This is a genomic window from Pseudomonas sp. 31 R 17, from assembly GCF_900004915.1.
Lineage (GTDB): Bacteria > Pseudomonadota > Gammaproteobacteria > Pseudomonadales > Pseudomonadaceae > Aquipseudomonas > Aquipseudomonas orientalis_A.
On the sequence record NZ_CVTN01000056.1, the window covers coordinates 206,542 to 223,950 of the forward strand.

14 protein-coding genes are annotated in these 17,409 nt (G+C 60.5%); 9 read left to right on the plus strand and 5 right to left on the minus strand.

Features of this window, described 5'->3' with window-relative positions; all coding sequences use genetic code 11:
- Positions 1-3 precede the first annotated feature (3 nt).
- The gene (locus BFP89_RS07975; RefSeq protein ID WP_065884963.1) at positions 4-2,229 is read right to left on the minus strand and encodes an NADP-dependent isocitrate dehydrogenase; all 2,226 of its coding nucleotides are present in this window, start codon (positions 2,227-2,229) and stop codon (positions 4-6) included.
- A gap of 494 nt (positions 2,230-2,723) precedes the next feature.
- On the opposite strand from BFP89_RS07975, the gene icd reads away from it, so the two are divergent.
- On the plus strand, positions 2,724-3,980 hold the full coding sequence (icd, locus tag BFP89_RS07980) for an NADP-dependent isocitrate dehydrogenase (protein ID WP_065885048.1): 1,257 nt from the start codon (positions 2,724-2,726) through the stop codon (positions 3,978-3,980).
- A gap of 72 nt (positions 3,981-4,052) precedes the next feature.
- Here the strand turns inward: icd and BFP89_RS07985 are convergent, their stop codons facing one another.
- The gene (locus tag BFP89_RS07985; RefSeq protein ID WP_065885049.1) at positions 4,053-4,316 is read right to left on the minus strand and encodes a cold shock domain-containing protein; all 264 of its coding nucleotides are present in this window, start codon (positions 4,314-4,316) and stop codon (positions 4,053-4,055) included.
- A gap of 224 nt (positions 4,317-4,540) precedes the next feature.
- Here BFP89_RS07985 and clpS point away from each other — a divergent pair, with 224 nt between their 5' ends.
- Together clpS and clpA are read left to right on the plus strand one after the other, a co-directional pair.
- A complete protein-coding gene (gene clpS, locus BFP89_RS07990) occupies positions 4,541-4,909 on the plus strand; it encodes an ATP-dependent Clp protease adapter ClpS (RefSeq protein ID WP_005789091.1) in 369 nt (122 codons plus the stop codon).
- Positions 4,910-4,938: 29 nt separating this feature from the next.
- Positions 4,939-7,209 (plus strand): ATP-dependent Clp protease ATP-binding subunit ClpA, encoded by a 2,271-nt coding sequence (clpA, locus tag BFP89_RS07995; RefSeq protein WP_065884964.1) that lies wholly within the window; start codon positions 4,939-4,941, stop codon positions 7,207-7,209.
- Between the two features lie 183 nt (positions 7,210-7,392).
- On the opposite strand, the gene infA is transcribed toward clpA, so the two are convergent.
- The 3 genes from infA to aat all read right to left on the minus strand — a co-directional run bounded on the left by infA (position 7,393) and on the right by aat (position 9,156).
- Positions 7,393-7,611, minus strand: coding sequence for a translation initiation factor IF-1 (gene infA, locus BFP89_RS08000; RefSeq protein ID WP_002553999.1), 219 nt, complete (start codon positions 7,609-7,611; stop codon positions 7,393-7,395).
- Between the two features lie 100 nt (positions 7,612-7,711).
- Positions 7,712-8,419 (minus strand): arginyltransferase, encoded by a 708-nt coding sequence (locus BFP89_RS08005; RefSeq protein ID WP_065884965.1) that lies wholly within the window; start codon positions 8,417-8,419, stop codon positions 7,712-7,714.
- A 56-nt stretch (positions 8,420-8,475) separates the two neighbouring features.
- Complete coding sequence (gene aat / locus BFP89_RS08010; RefSeq protein ID WP_065884966.1) at positions 8,476-9,156, minus strand: leucyl/phenylalanyl-tRNA--protein transferase; 681 nt, start codon at positions 9,154-9,156, stop codon at positions 8,476-8,478.
- A gap of 497 nt (positions 9,157-9,653) precedes the next feature.
- On the opposite strand from aat, the gene BFP89_RS08015 reads away from it, so the two are divergent.
- From BFP89_RS08015 to cysG, 6 genes are read left to right on the plus strand one after another with little or no spacing between them, the layout of a single operon-like run.
- Positions 9,654-12,062 (plus strand): DNA translocase FtsK, encoded by a 2,409-nt coding sequence (locus BFP89_RS08015; RefSeq protein ID WP_065884967.1) that lies wholly within the window; start codon positions 9,654-9,656, stop codon positions 12,060-12,062.
- 54 nt (positions 12,063-12,116) lie between these two features.
- A complete protein-coding gene (gene lolA, locus BFP89_RS08020) occupies positions 12,117-12,740 on the plus strand; it encodes an outer membrane lipoprotein chaperone LolA (RefSeq protein ID WP_065884968.1) in 624 nt (207 codons plus the stop codon).
- Between the two features lie 27 nt (positions 12,741-12,767).
- The gene (locus tag BFP89_RS08025; protein ID WP_057721800.1) at positions 12,768-14,090 is read left to right on the plus strand and encodes a replication-associated recombination protein A; all 1,323 of its coding nucleotides are present in this window, start codon (positions 12,768-12,770) and stop codon (positions 14,088-14,090) included.
- A complete protein-coding gene (gene crcB, locus BFP89_RS08030; RefSeq protein ID WP_057721801.1) occupies positions 14,090-14,464 on the plus strand; it encodes a fluoride efflux transporter CrcB in 375 nt (124 codons plus the stop codon). Before BFP89_RS08025 ends, crcB begins: the two co-directional genes overlap by 1 nt.
- A 16-nt stretch (positions 14,465-14,480) precedes the next feature.
- The gene (gene serS, locus BFP89_RS08035) at positions 14,481-15,761 is read left to right on the plus strand and encodes a serine--tRNA ligase (protein WP_065884969.1); all 1,281 of its coding nucleotides are present in this window, start codon (positions 14,481-14,483) and stop codon (positions 15,759-15,761) included.
- Positions 15,762-17,156: a siroheme synthase CysG gene (cysG, locus tag BFP89_RS08040; protein WP_065884970.1), complete on the plus strand. Its 1,395-nt coding sequence runs from the start codon at positions 15,762-15,764 to the stop codon at positions 17,154-17,156.
- The last annotated feature ends 253 nt before the right edge of the window (positions 17,157-17,409 follow it).

The following is a 17,409-nucleotide window of genomic DNA, read 5'->3' on the forward strand; positions in this document are numbered from 1 at the left end:
ACCTTACTTCAACTTGGCAATCGCCGCATTGAGGGTGCTGCTCGGACGCATGGCCTTGCTGGTCAGCTCGGGGTTCGGCGCGTAGTAGCCGCCGATGTCCACTGGCTTGCCCTGTACGGCGTTGAGCTCGGCAACGATGGTTGCTTCGTTCGCGGCCAGGGTCTGGGCCAGTTCGCCGAACTGCGCTTGCAGGGCAGTGTCTTCGGTCTGGGCGGCCAGGGCCTGGGCCCAGTACAGCGCCAGGTAGAAGTGGCTGCCGCGGTTGTCGATGTTGCCGACTTTGCGCGATGGCGACTTGTTGTTGTCGAGGAACTGGCCGGTGGCCTGGTCCAGGGTCTTGGACAATACCAGGGCCTTGGGGTTGTTGTAGGTCACGCCCAGATGCTCGAGGGACGCGGCCAGGGCCAGGAACTCGCCCAGGGAATCCCAGCGCAGGAAGTTTTCTTCCACCAGCTGCTGCACGTGTTTCGGCGCCGAGCCGCCGGCGCCGGTTTCGAACAGGCCACCGCCGTTCATCAGCGGCACGATGGACAGCATCTTGGCGCTGGTGCCCAGTTCCATGATCGGGAACAGGTCGGTCAGGTAGTCGCGCAGTACGTTGCCGGTCACCGAGATGGTGTCCAGGCCCTTGCGGGTGCGCTCCAGGGTGAACTTCATCGCGTCGACCGGCGACATGATGCGGATGTCCAAACCTTCAGTGTTGTGGTCTTTCAGGTAAGCCTGAACTTTCTCGACCACGACGCCATCGTGTGCGCGCTGTGGGTCCAGCCAGAAGATGGCCGGGGTGTTGCTGGCGCGAGCGCGGTTGACGGCCAGTTTGACCCAGTCCTGGATCGGCGCGTCTTTGGTCTGGCACATGCGGAAGATGTCGCCGGCTTCGACCGACTGTTCCATCAGCAGCTTGCCCTGGCTGTCGGTGACGCGGACGACGCCGTCAGCCTTGATCTGGAAGGTCTTGTCGTGGGAACCGTACTCTTCGGCTTTCTTGGCCATCAGGCCAACGTTCGGCACGCTGCCCATGGTGGTTGGGTCGAAGGCGCCATTGGCCTTGCAGTCTTCGATGACGGCCTGGTAGATGGTGGCGTAGCAGCGATCCGGGATCACGGCCTTGGTGTCGTGCAACTGGCCGTCGGTGCCCCACATTTTGCCGGAGTCACGGATCATGGCCGGCATCGAGGCGTCGACGATCACGTCGCTCGGCACGTGCAGGTTGGTGATGCCTTTGTCGGAGTTGACCATCGCCAGCGATGGGCGAGCGGCGTAGACCGCCTGGATGTCCGCTTCGATCTGCGCCTGCTGGTCGGCCGGCAGCGCCTTGATACGGGCGTACAGGTCGCCGATGCCGTTGTTCAGGTTGAAGCCGATCTGCTCCAGCACGGTGGCGTGCTTGGCCAGGGCGTCCTTATAGAACTCGGCGACGATCTGGCCGAACATGATCGGGTCGGAGACCTTCATCATGGTGGCTTTCAAGTGAACCGACAGCAGCACGCCTTGCTTCTTGGCGTCTTCGATCTCGGCGGCGATGAATGCGCGCAGGGCTTTTTTGCTCAGCACGGCGGTGTCGATGATCTCGCCGGCCTGTACCGAGGTCTTTTCCTTCAGGACAGTGGCGGTGCCGTCTTGAGCGATCAGCTCGATTTTGACAGCGTCAGCGGCTTCGATCTGTACGGCTTTTTCGCTGCCGTAGAAGTCGCCATTGCTCATGTGGGCGATGTGCGACTTGGAGTCGGCAGCCCAGGCGCCCATTTTGTGCGGGTGCTTGCGTGCGTAGTTCTTGACCGACAGCGGTGCGCGGCGGTCGGAGTTGCCTTCGCGCAGTACCGGGTTCACGGCGCTGCCCTTGACCTTGTCGTAACGTGCACGGGTTTCTTTTTCCGCGTCGGTGGTTACGGTTTCCGGGTAGTCCGGCAGGGCGTAGCCCTGGGCCTGCAGTTCCTTGATCGCGGCTTGCAGCTGCGGGGTCGAGGCGCTGATGTTAGGCAGCTTGATGATGTTGGCTTCAGGCGTAACGGCCAGGTCGCCCAGTTCGGCGAGGTGGTCCGGGATGGCCTTGGCGCCCAGTTGCTCGGGGAAGCTTGCGAGGATGCGCGCGGCGAGGGAAATGTCGCGGGTTTCCACGGCAATATCAGCGGAAGCGGTGAAGGCCTCTACGATAGGCAGCAGTGAATAGGTGGCGAGGGCTGGGGCTTCGTCGGTGAAGGTGTAGATGATCTTCGAGCGGGTGGGCATATTCGGATTAACTCTCTTCTTTGCTGAAAGCGTGCGCAGAAACTCGAGATGCGCCGGGTGGAGCGCGTTCGTTCAAAGTCATCCATGAGCGAAATGTCGAGTGTTCTTCGCGGTGATGTTGGGTTGCATCAGTCGAGCGTCAAGCGTTTGGACTATTGTAATAGTCCTGCTTTCTGGCTGAAGGCTACTGTCTAGAGCGGTCAACCGTCGTGACTCTTTGGTCAGCGGCGGCATTATACATAGGTCGCTATGCTTACGCTGAGCCTTCATACAAAAGGTGGGTCGTCCATTGGTCTAAAGGTCGCAGGCGGGCCGGGTGCGGGCAACGTCGCACGTTGTGCTCAAGATTGGCGGTTTTCCCTTTGCTTTCAGGCTTGTAGGCGACAAGTTATGCTGTTTTCGACGCAAATGAGCATGGCGTGAGGTTTCAGTCGCCATTTATCTGGAGTAGGCTCGAACGCAGCCAGATGTTCAATCCATAGATGGAGTTCAGCATGGGATACAAGAAGATTCAGGTTCCGGCAGTCGGCGACAAAATCACCGTCAATGCAGACCATTCTCTCAATGTTCCTGACCAACCGATCATCCCGTATATCGAAGGAGACGGTATCGGCGTCGACATCAGCCCGGTGATGATCAAGGTGGTCGACGCTGCTGTTGAAAAGGCCTACGGCGGCAAGCGCAAGATCTCGTGGATGGAGGTGTATGCCGGTGAGAAGGCCACTCAAGTCTACGACCAGGACACCTGGCTGCCCCAGGAAACCCTGGACGCGGTCAAGGATTACGTGGTGTCCATCAAGGGCCCGCTGACCACCCCGGTCGGCGGCGGCATCCGTTCCCTGAATGTGGCCCTGCGCCAGCAACTCGACCTGTATGTGTGCCTGCGCCCGGTGCGCTGGTTCGAAGGCGTGCCCAGCCCGGTCAAGAAGCCCGGGGACGTGGACATGACCATCTTCCGCGAGAACTCCGAGGACATTTACGCCGGCATCGAGTGGAAGGCCGGTTCGCCCGAGGCGATCAAGGTGATCAAGTTCCTCAAGGAGGAGATGGGGGTTACCAAGATCCGTTTCGACCAGGATTGCGGGATTGGCGTCAAGCCGGTGTCGAAAGAGGGCACCAAGCGCCTGGCGCGCAAGGCTCTGCAATATGTGGTGGATAACGACCGCGACTCGCTGACCATCGTGCACAAAGGCAACATCATGAAGTTCACCGAAGGTGCCTTCAAGGAATGGGCCTACGAAGTGGCGGCCGAGGAGTTCGGCGCGACCCTGCTCGATGGCGGGCCGTGGATGCAGTTCAAGAACCCCAGGACCGGCAAGAATGTAGTGGTCAAGGACGCGATCGCCGATGCGATGCTCCAGCAGATCCTGTTGCGTCCGGCTGAATATGATGTGATTGCGACGCTCAACCTCAACGGCGACTACTTGTCCGACGCCCTCGCGGCGGAAGTGGGCGGCATTGGTATCGCGCCGGGCGCCAACCTGTCGGACACCGTGGCCATGTTCGAGGCCACCCACGGTACTGCACCGAAGTATGCGGGCAAGGATCAGGTCAACCCGGGCTCATTGATTCTGTCGGCGGAAATGATGCTGCGGCATATGGGCTGGGTCGAGGCGGCGGATCTGATTATAAAAGGCACCAACGGCGCTATTTCGGCCAAGACCGTGACGTATGACTTCGAGCGGCTGATGGAGGGGGCGACATTGGTGTCGTCGTCGGGCTTTGGTGATGCGTTGATTTCGCATATGTAAAGCCGCTGTATGAAAAGCCGGCCATCCGATGATTGGAGTGGCCGGTCTTTTCGCCCGACGCAGGATGCAGGATCAGGCTGTTTCTTCTTTCTGGGCGGTCATTGCCAAAGGCTCGTCGGTCGCTGGGGTCGTGGCAGGAGAAACTCTTTCGGCTTGTTTTCCTTTTCGGCCTTCAACAATTTTTTCGAACTGCACAAGCTGGCCCGCTTTCAGCGTTTTATACCCTTCCATTTCTATTTGTGAGTAATGCACGAAAATGTCTTCTTCGTAGCCTTCCACTCGAAGAAACCCAAACCCTTTGGCGTTGTTGAACCAATTGACCTTACCACTAGCCATTCCCTTATCCCTCTGCACCAGACTCCATCACTGGAGTATCATCCCGTCTATCCGTCCTAACCCGAATAAATAAGGTTGACTGCGCGGACCTTTTTTACCCACTGTGGGCTCTATTGGTTGTAACACCGATTTGCCGATAGTCAAGGCGACCAAAGGGTTGGAGTTGAAAATCTGACAGGTCGCCCCCACCACTGTATTTGAACCACTGACGAACCTTTCTTTCCATGCATGCAAATAGCCAGATTCGACTAACATTCAATCAGGATCGCCCGGATCAGGAACATGACGACGACGGTTCTGCAGGCATTGCTGTTCAGGAGGCCAAGCCTGCTTTACAGGCGCCGCCGATGTACAAGGTGGTTTTGTTCAATGATGACTACACACCGATGGATTTCGTGGTCGAAGTGCTCGAGGTGTTTTTTAACCTGAACCGCGAGTTGGCGACCAAGGTAATGCTGGCCGTTCACACAGAAGGACGGGCAGTATGTGGAGTGTTTACCCGCGACATCGCCGAGACAAAGGCCATGCAGGTCAACCAGTACGCCAGGGAAAGCCAGCATCCGCTACTCTGTGAAATCGAGAAGGACGGTTAACGCCGACCACTTGGGTATGAGGTGAAGCTATGTTAAACCGCGAGCTCGAAGTCACCCTCAATCTTGCCTTCAAGGAGGCTCGTTCGAAGCGTCATGAATTCATGACCGTCGAACACCTGCTGCTGGCACTTTTGGATAACGAAGCTGCCGCCACCGTTCTACGTGCGTGCGGCGCCAACCTCGACAAACTCAAGCATGACCTGCAGGAGTTTATCGACTCCACGACGCCACTGATCCCCGTGCATGACGAGGACCGTGAGACCCAGCCAACCCTGGGCTTCCAGCGGGTATTGCAGCGTGCTGTCTTCCACGTACAGAGCTCCGGTAAGCGTGAAGTCACGGGCGCCAATGTGCTGGTGGCGATTTTCAGCGAGCAGGAAAGCCAGGCCGTGTTTCTGCTCAAGCAGCAGAGCGTGGCCCGTATCGATGTCGTCAACTACATCGCCCACGGCATCTCCAAGGTGCCCGGGCACGGCGATCATTCCGAGGGTGAGCAGGATATGCAGGACGACGAGGGCGGTGAGTCTTCTTCTTCAAGCAACCCGCTGGATGCCTATGCCAGCAACCTCAATGAACTGGCGCGCCAGGGGCGGATCGATCCGCTGGTGGGGCGTGAGCTGGAGGTTGAGCGCGTAGCGCAGATCCTCGCGCGGCGTCGCAAGAACAACCCGTTGCTGGTCGGTGAGGCGGGCGTGGGTAAAACCGCGATTGCCGAAGGCCTGGCCAAGCGTATCGTCGACAACCAGGTGCCGGATCTGCTGGCCAACAGTGTCGTCTACTCCCTGGACCTGGGCGCATTGCTCGCCGGGACCAAGTACCGTGGCGATTTCGAGAAGCGCTTCAAGGCGCTGCTCGGCGAACTGAAAAAACGCCCGCAGGCGATCCTGTTCATCGACGAGATTCACACCATTATTGGCGCGGGTGCCGCGTCGGGCGGGGTGATGGATGCGTCCAACCTGCTCAAACCGTTGCTGTCGTCCGGTGATATCCGCTGCATCGGCTCGACCACGTTCCAGGAGTTTCGCGGCATCTTCGAGAAAGACCGTGCCCTGGCGCGGCGCTTCCAGAAAGTCGATGTGTCCGAGCCTTCGGTTGAAGACACCATCGGCATCCTGCGCGGTCTCAAGGGGCGTTTCGAAGCGCACCATGGCATCGAGTACACCGATGAAGCCCTGCGTGCGGCGGCTGAGCTGGCGTCACGCTACATCAATGACCGGCATATGCCGGACAAAGCCATCGATGTGATCGACGAGGCGGGTGCCTACCAGCGCCTGCAGCCGGTCGAGAAGCGTGTAAAGCGCATCGACGTGCCTCAGGTCGAGGACATCGTGGCGAAGATCGCGCGGATTCCGCCTAAACACGTCAACAGTTCCGACAAGGAGCTGCTGCGTAACCTGGAGCGTGATCTCAAGCTGACCGTATTCGGCCAGGATGCGGCCATCGACGCATTGTCCACCGCGATCAAGCTATCGCGTGCGGGCCTCAAGTCGCCGGACAAACCCGTGGGTTCGTTCCTGTTTGCAGGCCCCACCGGCGTCGGCAAGACCGAGGCGGCGCGGCAGTTGGCCAAGGCCATGGGCATCGAACTGGTGCGCTTTGACATGTCCGAATACATGGAGCGTCACACCGTGTCGCGCCTGATCGGTGCGCCTCCGGGCTATGTCGGTTTCGACCAGGGCGGTCTGTTGACCGAAGCGATCACCAAGCAGCCGCATTGTGTATTGCTGCTCGATGAAATCGAGAAGGCCCACCCGGAAGTCTTCAACCTGCTGCTGCAGGTGATGGACCACGGCACCCTGACCGACAACAACGGGCGCAAGGCGGACTTCCGCAACGTGATCGTGATCATGACCACCAACGCCGGTGCCGAAACCGCCGCGCGGGCTTCGATCGGCTTCAGCCATCAGGATCACTCTTCCGATGCAATGGAAGTGATCAAGAAGAGCTTCACGCCGGAGTTCCGCAACCGTCTGGACACCATTATCCAGTTTGGTCGCCTCAGTCATGAGGTTATCAAAAGCGTGGTGGACAAGTTCCTCACCGAGCTTCAGGCGCAGTTGGAAGACAAGCGCGTGCAGTTGGAAGTCACCGAAGCGGCGCGCAGTTGGATTGCCGAAGGTGGCTACGACGCGGCAATGGGCGCACGCCCGATGGCGCGTCTGATCCAGGACAAGATCAAGCGGCCGTTGGCCGAAGAAATCCTGTTCGGCGAGCTTTCCGACCATGGTGGCGTGGTGCATATCGATCTGAAGGACGGCGAACTGACCTTCGACTTCGAAACCACGGCGGAAATGGCCTGATCGATAGCTACGGGCGCCAATGTGGGAGGGGGCTTGCCCCCGATAGCAGTGTTTCAGTCGCTACATGAGTGACTGATCTACCGCTATCGGGGGCAAGCCCCCTCCCACATTGGGTTTTGGTACTTGGTAAATTGCACACACACAAAAACGCCCGGCATAACCGGGCGTTTTGTATTGACTTGCTTAGCGAGCGCGGTAAGTGATGCGCCCTTTGCTCAAGTCATAGGGCGTCAGCTCGACGCGCACTTTGTCACCGGTAAGAATACGAATGTAGTTCTTGCGCATCTTGCCGGAGATATGCGCGGTTACGACGTGCCCATTTTCCAACTCCACACGAAACATGGTGTTGGGCAGGGTGTCGACGACAGTGCCTTCCATTTCGAAGCTGTCTTCTTTCGACATGCAGTAAAGCCCTCGGTATCCAGTGAATGGCCCGGTGCAACTGCGCCAGGCAAAAGCGGCGTGCATTGTGCCCGAAAAAGGGTGTTCAAGCCAAGGGGTTCTAGTTAAGCGTTACCCATCTTTGATTAATCAGTAGCTCAATGGGCCGATATTGGGTCTTGTAGTTCATCTTTTTGCAGTTTTTAATCCAGTATCCGAGGTACACCGCCTCCAGTTCCAGGCGCAGCGCTTCACCTATTTGCCAGAGAATCGCAAAGCGCCCCAGGCTGCGGCGTTCTTCGGCGGGCTCATAGAAGGTGTACACCGCCGACAGCCCGTTGGGCAGCAGGTCGGTCACCGCCACCGCCAGCAACCGTCCGTCGAGGCGAAATTCGTAGAAGCGCGAAAAAGGCAGGTCACGCACCAGGAACGTGGAAAATTGGTCGCGGCTGGGCGGGAACATATCGCCGTCGGCATGGCGTTGCTCGATGTAGCGTTGATAGAGGTCGAAATATTCTTCGCTGTACTGCGGCTTGACCGCGTTTACCGTCAGGTCGGCGTTGCGCTTGAGAATGCGTTTCTGGTTGCGATCCGGTAAAAACTGCGCCACCGGGATGCGCGCCGGCACGCAGGCGTTGCAGTTCTGGCAATGCGGTCGGTACAGGTGATCGCCGCTGCGCCGAAAGCCCATCTCCGACAGGTCGGCGTACACATGCACGTCCATCGGCTGGCTGGGATCGAGGAACAGTGTGGTGGCCTGCTCGTCGGGCAGATAGCTGCAAGAGTGGGCTTGAGTGGCATAAAACTTCAAGCGCGCCAACTCGGTCATGATCAACCCTCGGAATAAGCTTTGAAATAAGTGTAAGCCAGGTATGCGGATGGCGCCTAAGAAACCCACGGCGCCGAGTTGGGCTGGTCCAAATGATCGCGCAGATACCCGGCGAATTCGCTGCGCGGTATGCCGCGTGCGCCCAGGCTGTGCAAATGATCATTGGGCATCTGGCAGTCAATCAGCACAAACCCCCAGGCCTGCAATTGCCGGGTCAGCGTGGCGAAGCCGAATTTCGAGGCGTTATCGGCGCGGCTGAACATGGATTCGCCAAAAAACAACTGGCCCATCGCCAGGCCGTACAGGCCGCCGACCAGCTCGCCCTGGTCCCAGACCTCCACGGAGTGCGCGTAACCACGCTGATGCAGCTCCAGATAGGCGCTCTGGATGCTTTCAGTGATCCAGGTGCCGTCCGCATACGCACGAGGCGCCGCGCAGGCCTGGATGACCGCTGCGAAATCCTGATCGAACGTCACGCTGTAGCGCTGTTGACGCAATAATTTGCCCAGGCTGCGCGAGACGTGCAGCTCGTCGGGGAAGATCACCGTGCGTGGGTCGGGTGACCACCAGAGAATCGGCTGGCCTTCGGAGAACCAGGGAAAGCAGCCGTGGCGATAGGCCTGGATCAATCGTTCGGCCGACAGGTCGCCGCCGGCGGCAAGCAGGCCGTTGGGTTCGCGCATGGCCTTGGCCAGCGGCGGGAAGGTCAGGGTGTCGCGTTGTAACCAGGTCAGCATGGCATCCAGGCTTACGGAAGGGGAGGGGAGTGGCAGGTCGGGCGCCTGCCCCAGGACCTGATTATTGTCGACGCAGCGCCTCGGGGCCAGCGCAAATGGCTGCTCGAGCTGGTTTAGCGTGTAAGGGTGTTTCTGCAACTCTGCGTATAAGGTGCGGTCGTAATCGGGTCTGGCCAATGCAGGCCATTTGCCAAGCTTGCCTTGATTGGTAAATACAGCGCATAAGCCTTTGTCAGCAAAGACAATGCATGCTCAAATTGAACAGGCTGCAACACGTGAACGGCTCAGGCCGCCGGGTGATGGGCAAGTGCGTGGCATCGCGCACGCAAACCCGTACAATGCGGCGATCATGGCGTTATCGCCATTTCATCCATGGGTTATGCAGTGTTAAAAAGTAGATTCAGCAACATTTGTCATTTTTCAGCTGCTCGGATAGAGCAGTCGTGTGCAGTCATTCAACAGATGGACGCGCTAAAAGGCGCAGGAAAAGACCCGTTTTGAAGAAATCCGCCGCAACACCCAAAGCAGCAGTCGTGCCGGCCTGGCGTCAGCACCTGCATTACCGACTCAAGGAAGGTGCGCTGATCGCGATCGGCGCGCTGTGCCTGTTCCTGATGATGGCCTTGCTCACCTATGGCAAGGACGATCCCGGCTGGAGCCATAACAGCAAAATCGATGACGTGCAGAATTTCGGTGGCCCGGTGGGTTCCTACAGCGCCGATATCCTGTTCATGATTCTCGGTTATTTCGCGTACATCTTTCCGCTGTTGCTGGCGATCAAGACATGGCAGATTTTCCGCCAGCGTCACGAGCCGTGGCAGTGGAGCGGCTGGCTGTTCTCCTGGCGCCTGATCGGGCTGGTGTTCCTGGTGTTGTCCGGCGCGGCCCTGGCCCATATCCATTTCCATGCACCGACCGGTCTGCCGGCGGGCGCGGGCGGGGCGCTGGGCGAAAGCCTGGGCGACCTGGCGCGGCGCACCCTGAATATCCAGGGCAGCACGCTGATGTTTATCGCGCTGTTCCTGTTCGGTCTCACGGTGTTCACCGACCTGTCGTGGTTCAAAGTGATGGACGTGACCGGCAAGATCACCCTTGACCTGTTCGAGTTGTTCCAGGGCGCCGCCAACCGCTGGTGGGCGGCGCGCGTGGAGCGCAAGCAGATGGTTGCGCAACTGCGTGAAGTGGACACCCGCGTCAACGAAGTGGTGGCCCCAAGCACGCCGGACCGCCGCGAGCAGGCCAAGGTCAAGGAGCGCCTGATCGAGCGCGAACAGGCCCTGAGCAAGCACATGTCCGATCGCGAGAAGCAGGTGCCGCCGGTGATCGCCCCCGCGCCGCCCAAGGCGCCCGAGCCCAGCCACCGCGTGCAGAAAGAGAAACAGGCGCCGCTGTTCATCGACAGCGCCGTCGAAGGCACCTTGCCGCCGATCTCGATTCTTGACCCTGCGGAAAAGAAACAACTCAACTACTCGCCCGAATCCCTGGCGGCCGTCGGCCACCTGCTGGAAATCAAGCTCAAGGAGTTCGGCGTCGAAGTGTCGGTGGACTCGATTCACCCGGGCCCTGTCATTACCCGTTACGAGATTCAGCCGGCCGCAGGCGTCAAGGTCAGCCGCATTTCCAACCTGGCCAAGGACCTGGCGCGCTCCCTGGCCGTGACCAGCGTGCGCGTGGTGGAAGTGATTCCCGGCAAGACCACCGTGGGTATCGAGATTCCCAACGAAGACCGCCAGATCGTGCGTTTCTCCGAAGTGCTGTCGACCCCGGAATACGACAACTTCAAATCGCCGGTCACCCTGGCCCTCGGCCACGACATCGGCGGCAAGCCGGTAATCACCGACCTGGCGAAAATGCCGCACCTGCTGGTGGCCGGTACCACCGGTTCCGGTAAGTCGGTGGGTGTGAACGCAATGATCCTGTCGATCCTGTTCAAGTCGGGCCCGGACGACGCCAAGCTGATCATGATCGACCCGAAAATGCTTGAGCTGTCGATCTACGAAGGCATTCCGCACCTGCTCTGCCCGGTAGTGACCGACATGAAGGACGCCGCCAACGCCCTGCGCTGGAGCGTCGCCGAGATGGAGCGTCGCTACAAGCTGATGGCGAAGATGGGCGTGCGTAACCTGTCCGGCTTCAACGCCAAGGTCAAGGAAGCCCAGGACGCTGGTACGCCGCTGACCGACCCGCTGTACAAGCGCGAGAACATTCACGACGAAGCGCCGCTTTTGACCAAGCTGCCGACCATCGTGGTGGTGGTCGACGAATTCGCCGACATGATGATGATCGTCGGCAAGAAGGTCGAAGAATTGATCGCGCGTATCGCGCAGAAGGCCCGTGCGGCCGGGATTCACCTGATCCTCGCCACCCAGCGGCCGTCGGTGGATGTGATCACCGGCCTGATCAAGGCCAACATTCCTACGCGTATGGCGTTCCAGGTGTCGAGCAAGATCGACTCGCGGACCATCATCGACCAGGGCGGCGCCGAGCAACTGCTGGGCCACGGTGACATGCTCTACATGCCGCCCGGCACCAGCCTGCCGATCCGTGTCCACGGGGCGTTCGTTTCCGACGATGAAGTGCATCGCGTGGTGGAAGCCTGGAAACTGCGTGGCGCACCGGAATACAACGACGACATTCTCGCGGGCGTGGAAGAGGCCGGCAGCGGCTTCGACGGCGGCAGCGGGGGTGGCGACGATGACGCCGAAACCGACGCGCTCTACGACGAAGCCGTGGCGTTCGTGCTGGAAAGCCGCCGTGCCTCGATCTCCGCCGTGCAACGCAAGCTGAAGATCGGCTACAACCGCGCCGCCCGCATGATCGAAGCCATGGAACACGCCGGCGTCGTCACCGCAATGAACACCAACGGCTCGCGCGAAATCATCGCCCCCGGGCAGATGCGCGACTGATCCCGCGCCGCGTGGCAGCACGCGGCGCGCCCTGACTATTCAATGAGGACTCCCATGCGCATTATCCGCATGCTGTTGTTGCCGGCACTGGCCCTGACCGCCGTTTCGGCCCACGCTGACCCGGCTTCCGTGGCCAGTCTGAAGAACCTACTGGACAAATCCCAGACCCTGACCGCGCGCTTTTCCCAACTGACCCTGGACGCCGGTGGCACCCAGTTGCAGGAGACCGCAGGCGAAATGGCCGTGCAGCGCCCCGGCCTGTTCTACTGGCACACCGAAGGCAAGGCCGAGCAGACCATCGTGTCCGACGGCCAGAAAGTCACGCTGTGGGACCCGGACCTGGAACAGGCGACCATCAAGAAGCTCGACCCGCGCCTGAACCAGACGCCGGCGCTGCTGCTGTCGGGGGACGTGTCGAAGATCAACGACAGTTTCGACATCACCTCCAAGCAAACCAGCAACGTCATTGAGTTCACGCTCAAGCCCAAATCCAGGGACACCTTGTTCGACACCCTGTCGCTGTCGTTCGGCAACGGCGTGATCAACAACATGCGCCTGGTCGACAGCGTTGGCCAGCGCACCGATATCCTGTTCTCCGGGGTCAAGGCCAACCAGCCTGTGCCCGCGTCCAAGTTCAAGTTCGACATCCCCAAGGGTGCCGACGTGATCCAGGAATAAACTCCCCAGAGGTTTCAAACGCTGCCCATGGATCTGTTTCGAAGTGACCCGATTGCCCAGCCCCTGGCCGCGCGCCTGCGCTCGACCAACCTGGATGAGTACGTCGGTCAGGAGCATCTGCTCGCTCGCGGCAAGCCCTTGCGTGAAGCCCTGGAGCAGGGTGCGCTGCACTCGATGATTTTCTGGGGGCCGCCGGGGGTGGGTAAAACCACCCTGGCACGGCTGCTGGCCAAGGTCTCGGATGCGCATTTCGAAACGGTCTCCGCCGTGCTGGCCGGGGTCAAGGAGATCCGCCAGGCGGTGGAAGTCGCCAAGCAGCAGGCCGGGCAGTACGGCAAGCGCACCATCCTGTTTGTCGACGAAGTGCATCGCTTCAACAAGTCGCAGCAGGATGCATTCCTGCCGTACGTCGAAGACGGCACGTTGATCTTCATCGGCGCCACCACTGAAAACCCTTCTTTCGAACTCAATAACGCGTTGCTCTCGCGGGCTCGCGTCTATGTGCTCAAGAGCCTTGACGAAGCGGCGATGCAGAAGTTGTTGCAGCGCGCCTTGAGCGAAGACAAGGGCCTGGGCAAGCGCCAACTGAGCGTCAGCGAAGAGGGCTTCAAGATCCTGCTCACGGCCGCCGATGGCGATGGCCGGCGTTTTCTCAACCTGTTGGAGAACGCCTCGGACCTTGCCGAAGACGGCGGCGAGATTGGCGTGGACCTGCTGCAAAGCCTGCTGGGCGACACGCGTCGGCGCTTTGATAAGGGCGGTGAAGCGTTCTACGACCAGATATCGGCGCTGCACAAATCCGTACGCGGTTCCAATCCGGACGGCGCGTTGTACTGGTTCGCGCGCATGATCGACGGCGGTTGCGATCCGTTGTACCTGGCGCGCCGCGTGGTGCGCATGGCCAGCGAAGACATCGGCAATGCCGACCCCCGCGCCTTGAGCCTGTGCCTGGCCGCGTGGGACGTGCAAGAGCGCCTCGGCAGCCCGGAAGGCGAACTGGCGGTGGCCCAGGCCATCACTTACCTGGCCTGCGCGCCGAAAAGCAACGCGGTGTACATGGGCTTCAAGTCGGCGCTGCGAGCGGCGGCCGAACATGGTTCCCTCGAAGTGCCGATGCATTTGCGCAACGCGCCGACCAAGCTGATGAAACAGCTGGGTTACGGCGATGAATACCGCTATGCCCATGACGAGCCGGACGCCTACGCGGCCGGCGAAGATTACTTTCCCGATGAGCTCGAGCCGCTGGCGCTCTATCAACCGGTGCCCCGTGGCCTGGAGCTGAAGATCGGCGAAAAGCTCAACCATCTGGCCCAACTCGACCGTCTCAGCCCCCGTCAGCGGAGAAAGTAGTGCTCAAGACGATTCTTGCCGTGTCCGCAGCCGGCATCGCTGGTACATTATTGCGTTTCGCCACCGGCACCTGGGTCAGCGCCCATTGGCCGAAGCATTTCTATGCGGCGACCCTGGCGGTCAACCTGGTGGGCTGCCTGATCATCGGGCTGTTGTACGGCTGGTTCCTGTTGCGCCCGGAAGTGCCGATTGAAATTCGCGCCGGCTTGATTGTCGGCTTTGTAGGCGGTCTGACGACCTTTTCATCCTTTTCACTGGATACGCTGCGCCTGCTGGAAAGCGGGCAGGCCCTGGTCGCCTTCGGGTACCTGGGCATCAGCGTGTTCGGCGGGCTGCTCGCCACCTGGGCCGGCCTGTCCCTGACCAAACTTTGATAAACGAGAGACCGACATGCTCGATTCCAAACTGTTACGTAGCAACCTTCAGGACGTAGCGGACCGCCTGGCATCCCGTGGCTTTGCCCTGGATGTTGCGCGCATCGAAGCGCTGGAAGAACAGCGCAAGACCGTCCAGACCCGCACCGAAGCACTGCAGGCTGAGCGGAATGCGCGTTCCAAATCCATCGGTCAGGCCAAGCAGCGCGGCGAAGACATCGCGCCGCTGATGGCGGACGTCGAGCGCATGGGCACCGAGCTGTCCGACGGCAAACTCGAGCTGGACAAAATCCAGTCCGAACTGGATTCGATCCTGTTGGGCATCCCCAATATTCCCCATGAGTCGGTGCCGATTGGCGAAGACGAAGACGGCAACGTCGAAGTGCGCCGCTGGGGCACGCCGAAAGCCTTCGATTTCGAGATCAAGGACCACGTGGCCCTGGGCGAATTGACCGGCGGCCTGGATTTCGAGACCGCCGCGAAAATGTCCGGCGCACGCTTTGCTTTGCTGCGCGGCCCGATCGCACGCATGCACCGTGCCCTGGCGCAGTTCATGATCAACCTGCACACCGCCGAGCACGGTTATGAAGAAGCCTACACGCCTTACCTGGTGCAGGCGCCGGCGCTGATGGGCACCAGCCAGTTGCCGAAATTCGAGGAAGAGCTGTTCAAGATCAGCCGCGAGGGTGACGCTGATCTATACCTGATCCCGACCGCCGAAGTGTCGTTGACCAATATCGTTGCCGGCGAAATCCTCGATGCCAGGCAATTGCCGTTGAAGTTCGTGGCCCACAGCCCGTGCTTTCGCAGTGAAGCCGGTGCATCCGGTCGCGATACGCGCGGCATGATTCGCCAGCACCAGTTCGACAAGGTCGAGATGGTCCAGGTGGTCGAGCCTTCGACGTCGATGGAGGCGCTGGAAGGCCTGACTGCCAACGCCGAGCGCGTCCTGCAACTGCTGGAGCTGCCGTACCGCGTACTGGCGCTGTGCACCGGCGACATGGGGTTCAGCGCCGTGAAGACCTACGACCTCGAAGTGTGGGTGCCGAGCCAGGATAAATACCGCGAGATTTCGTCGTGCTCCAACTGCGGTGATTTCCAGGCCCGGCGCATGCAGGCGCGGTTCCGTAACCCGGAAACCGGCAAGCCGGAGCTGGTGCACACCCTCAACGGTTCGGGCCTGGCCGTAGGCCGTACGTTGGTGGCCGTGCTGGAAAACTACCAGCAGGCAGACGGTTCGATCCGCGTGCCTGAGGTGCTCAAGCCGTACATGGGCGGCGTCGAGGTCATCGGCTAAATGGAATTTCTGCCGCTGTTTCATAACCTGCGCGGCAGTCGTGTGTTGGTTGTCGGTGGGGGGGAGATTGCCTTGCGCAAATCCCGCCTGCTGGCTGACGCCGGCGCAGTGCTGCGGGTGGTTGCTCCCCAGATCGAAGACCAGTTGCGTGAACGGGTACTGGGCAGTGGCGGGGACCTGATGTTGCGCGGTTATCAGGAGGCCGACCTCGACGGTTGCGTGCTGATCATCGCCGCCACCGACGACGAGCCACTGAACGCGCAGGTGTCCAGTGATGCCAAGCGTCGCTGTGTACCGGTCAATGTGGTGGATGCGCCAGCCTTGTGCAGCGTGATCTTCCCGGCGATCGTCGACCGTTCGCCGTTGGTGATTGCGGTGTCCAGTGGCGGCGATGCGCCGGTGCTGGCGCGCTTGATCCGCGCCAAGCTGGAGACCTGGATTCCGTCCACCTATGGCCAATTGGCCGGGTTGGCGGCGCGTTTTCGTGCCCAGGTCAAAGGCTTGTACCCGGATGTGCAGCAGCGTCGCGCGTTCTGGGAAGAAGTCTTCCAGGGTCCGATTGCCGACCGTCAATTGGCCGGGCAGGGCGCTGAGGCCGAGCGCCTGCTGATCGAAAAGGTCAATGGCGCACCGCCTTACGCACCGGGTGAGGTGTACCTGGTGGGCGCGGGTCCGGGCGATCCGGACCTGCTGACCTTCCGCGCCTTGCGCCTGATGCAGCAAGCCGACGTGGTGTTGTATGACCGTCTGGTGGCCCCGGCGATTCTGGAGCTGTGCCGCCGTGATGCCGAGCGCGTGTATGTCGGCAAGCGTCGCGCCGAGCATGCCGTGCCCCAGGACCAGATCAACCAGCAACTGGTGGACCTGGCCAAGCAAGGCAAGCGCGTGCTGCGTCTCAAGGGCGGCGACCCGTTCATTTTCGGGCGTGGCGGTGAAGAGATCGAGGAACTGGCGGCCCACGGCATTCCGTTCCAGGTGGTGCCGGGCATCACCGCGGCCAGTGGTTGCGCGGCGTATGCGGGGATTCCGCTGACGCACCGTGACTATGCGCAGTCGGTGCGCTTTATCACCGGGCACCTGAAAAACGGTACGTCGGACCTGCCCTGGCAGGACCTGGTGGGGCCGTCGCAGACCCTGGTGTTCTACATGGGCTTGATCGGTTTGCCGATTATCTGCCAACAGTTGATCCTGCATGGCCGCGCTGCCGATACGCCGGCAGCGTTGATCCAGCAGGGCACCACCTCCAACCAGCGCGTGTTCACCGGCACACTCGCCGACTTGCCGCGCATGGTGGCGGAGCATGAAGTGCATGCACCGACGCTGGTGATCGTGGGAGAGGTGGTGGTGTTGCGCGAGAAGCTCAAGTGGTTTGAAGGCGCTCAGTCTCAGGTGTAAGCCTCAAAAACATCGGGGGCAAGCCCCCTCCCACACTTGGAATGCATACCCATGTGGGAGGGGGCTTGCCCCCGATGGCGGCCTCTGGGCCGACCAGGATGTCGGATCAGATCGAGTACATATCCGTTTCTGCGGTAACGGCCACTTAGGGTTCCGCCCCGGCGGCTCACTTTTGAAAAGCGCAAAAGTAAGCAAAACGCTCTTGCCCCACCACTCGGCACCTCGCCTAGGCTCGGTGTGCCCTCTCTCCGGC

Coding starts and splice junctions, on each gene's coding strand:
- clpA (WP_065884964.1), top strand. CDS start 4,939: ATGTTAAACCGCGAGCTCGAAGTCACCCTCAATCTTGCCTTCAAGGAG.
- lolA (WP_065884968.1), top strand. CDS start 12,117: ATGCGCATTATCCGCATGCTGTTGTTGCCGGCACTGGCCCTGACCGCC.
- BFP89_RS08005 (WP_065884965.1), bottom strand. CDS start 8,419: ATGACCGAGTTGGCGCGCTTGAAGTTTTATGCCACTCAAGCCCACTCT.
- BFP89_RS07985 (WP_065885049.1), bottom strand. CDS start 4,316: ATGGCTAGTGGTAAGGTCAATTGGTTCAACAACGCCAAAGGGTTTGGG.
- icd (WP_065885048.1), top strand. CDS start 2,724: ATGGGATACAAGAAGATTCAGGTTCCGGCAGTCGGCGACAAAATCACC.
- infA (WP_002553999.1), bottom strand. CDS start 7,611: ATGTCGAAAGAAGACAGCTTCGAAATGGAAGGCACTGTCGTCGACACC.
- BFP89_RS07975 (WP_065884963.1), bottom strand. CDS start 2,229: ATGCCCACCCGCTCGAAGATCATCTACACCTTCACCGACGAAGCCCCA.
- cysG (WP_065884970.1), top strand. CDS start 15,762: ATGGAATTTCTGCCGCTGTTTCATAACCTGCGCGGCAGTCGTGTGTTG.
- BFP89_RS08025 (WP_057721800.1), top strand. CDS start 12,768: ATGGATCTGTTTCGAAGTGACCCGATTGCCCAGCCCCTGGCCGCGCGC.
- clpS (WP_005789091.1), top strand. CDS start 4,541: ATGCATGCAAATAGCCAGATTCGACTAACATTCAATCAGGATCGCCCG.
- aat (WP_065884966.1), bottom strand. CDS start 9,156: ATGCTGACCTGGTTACAACGCGACACCCTGACCTTCCCGCCGCTGGCC.
- serS (WP_065884969.1), top strand. CDS start 14,481: ATGCTCGATTCCAAACTGTTACGTAGCAACCTTCAGGACGTAGCGGAC.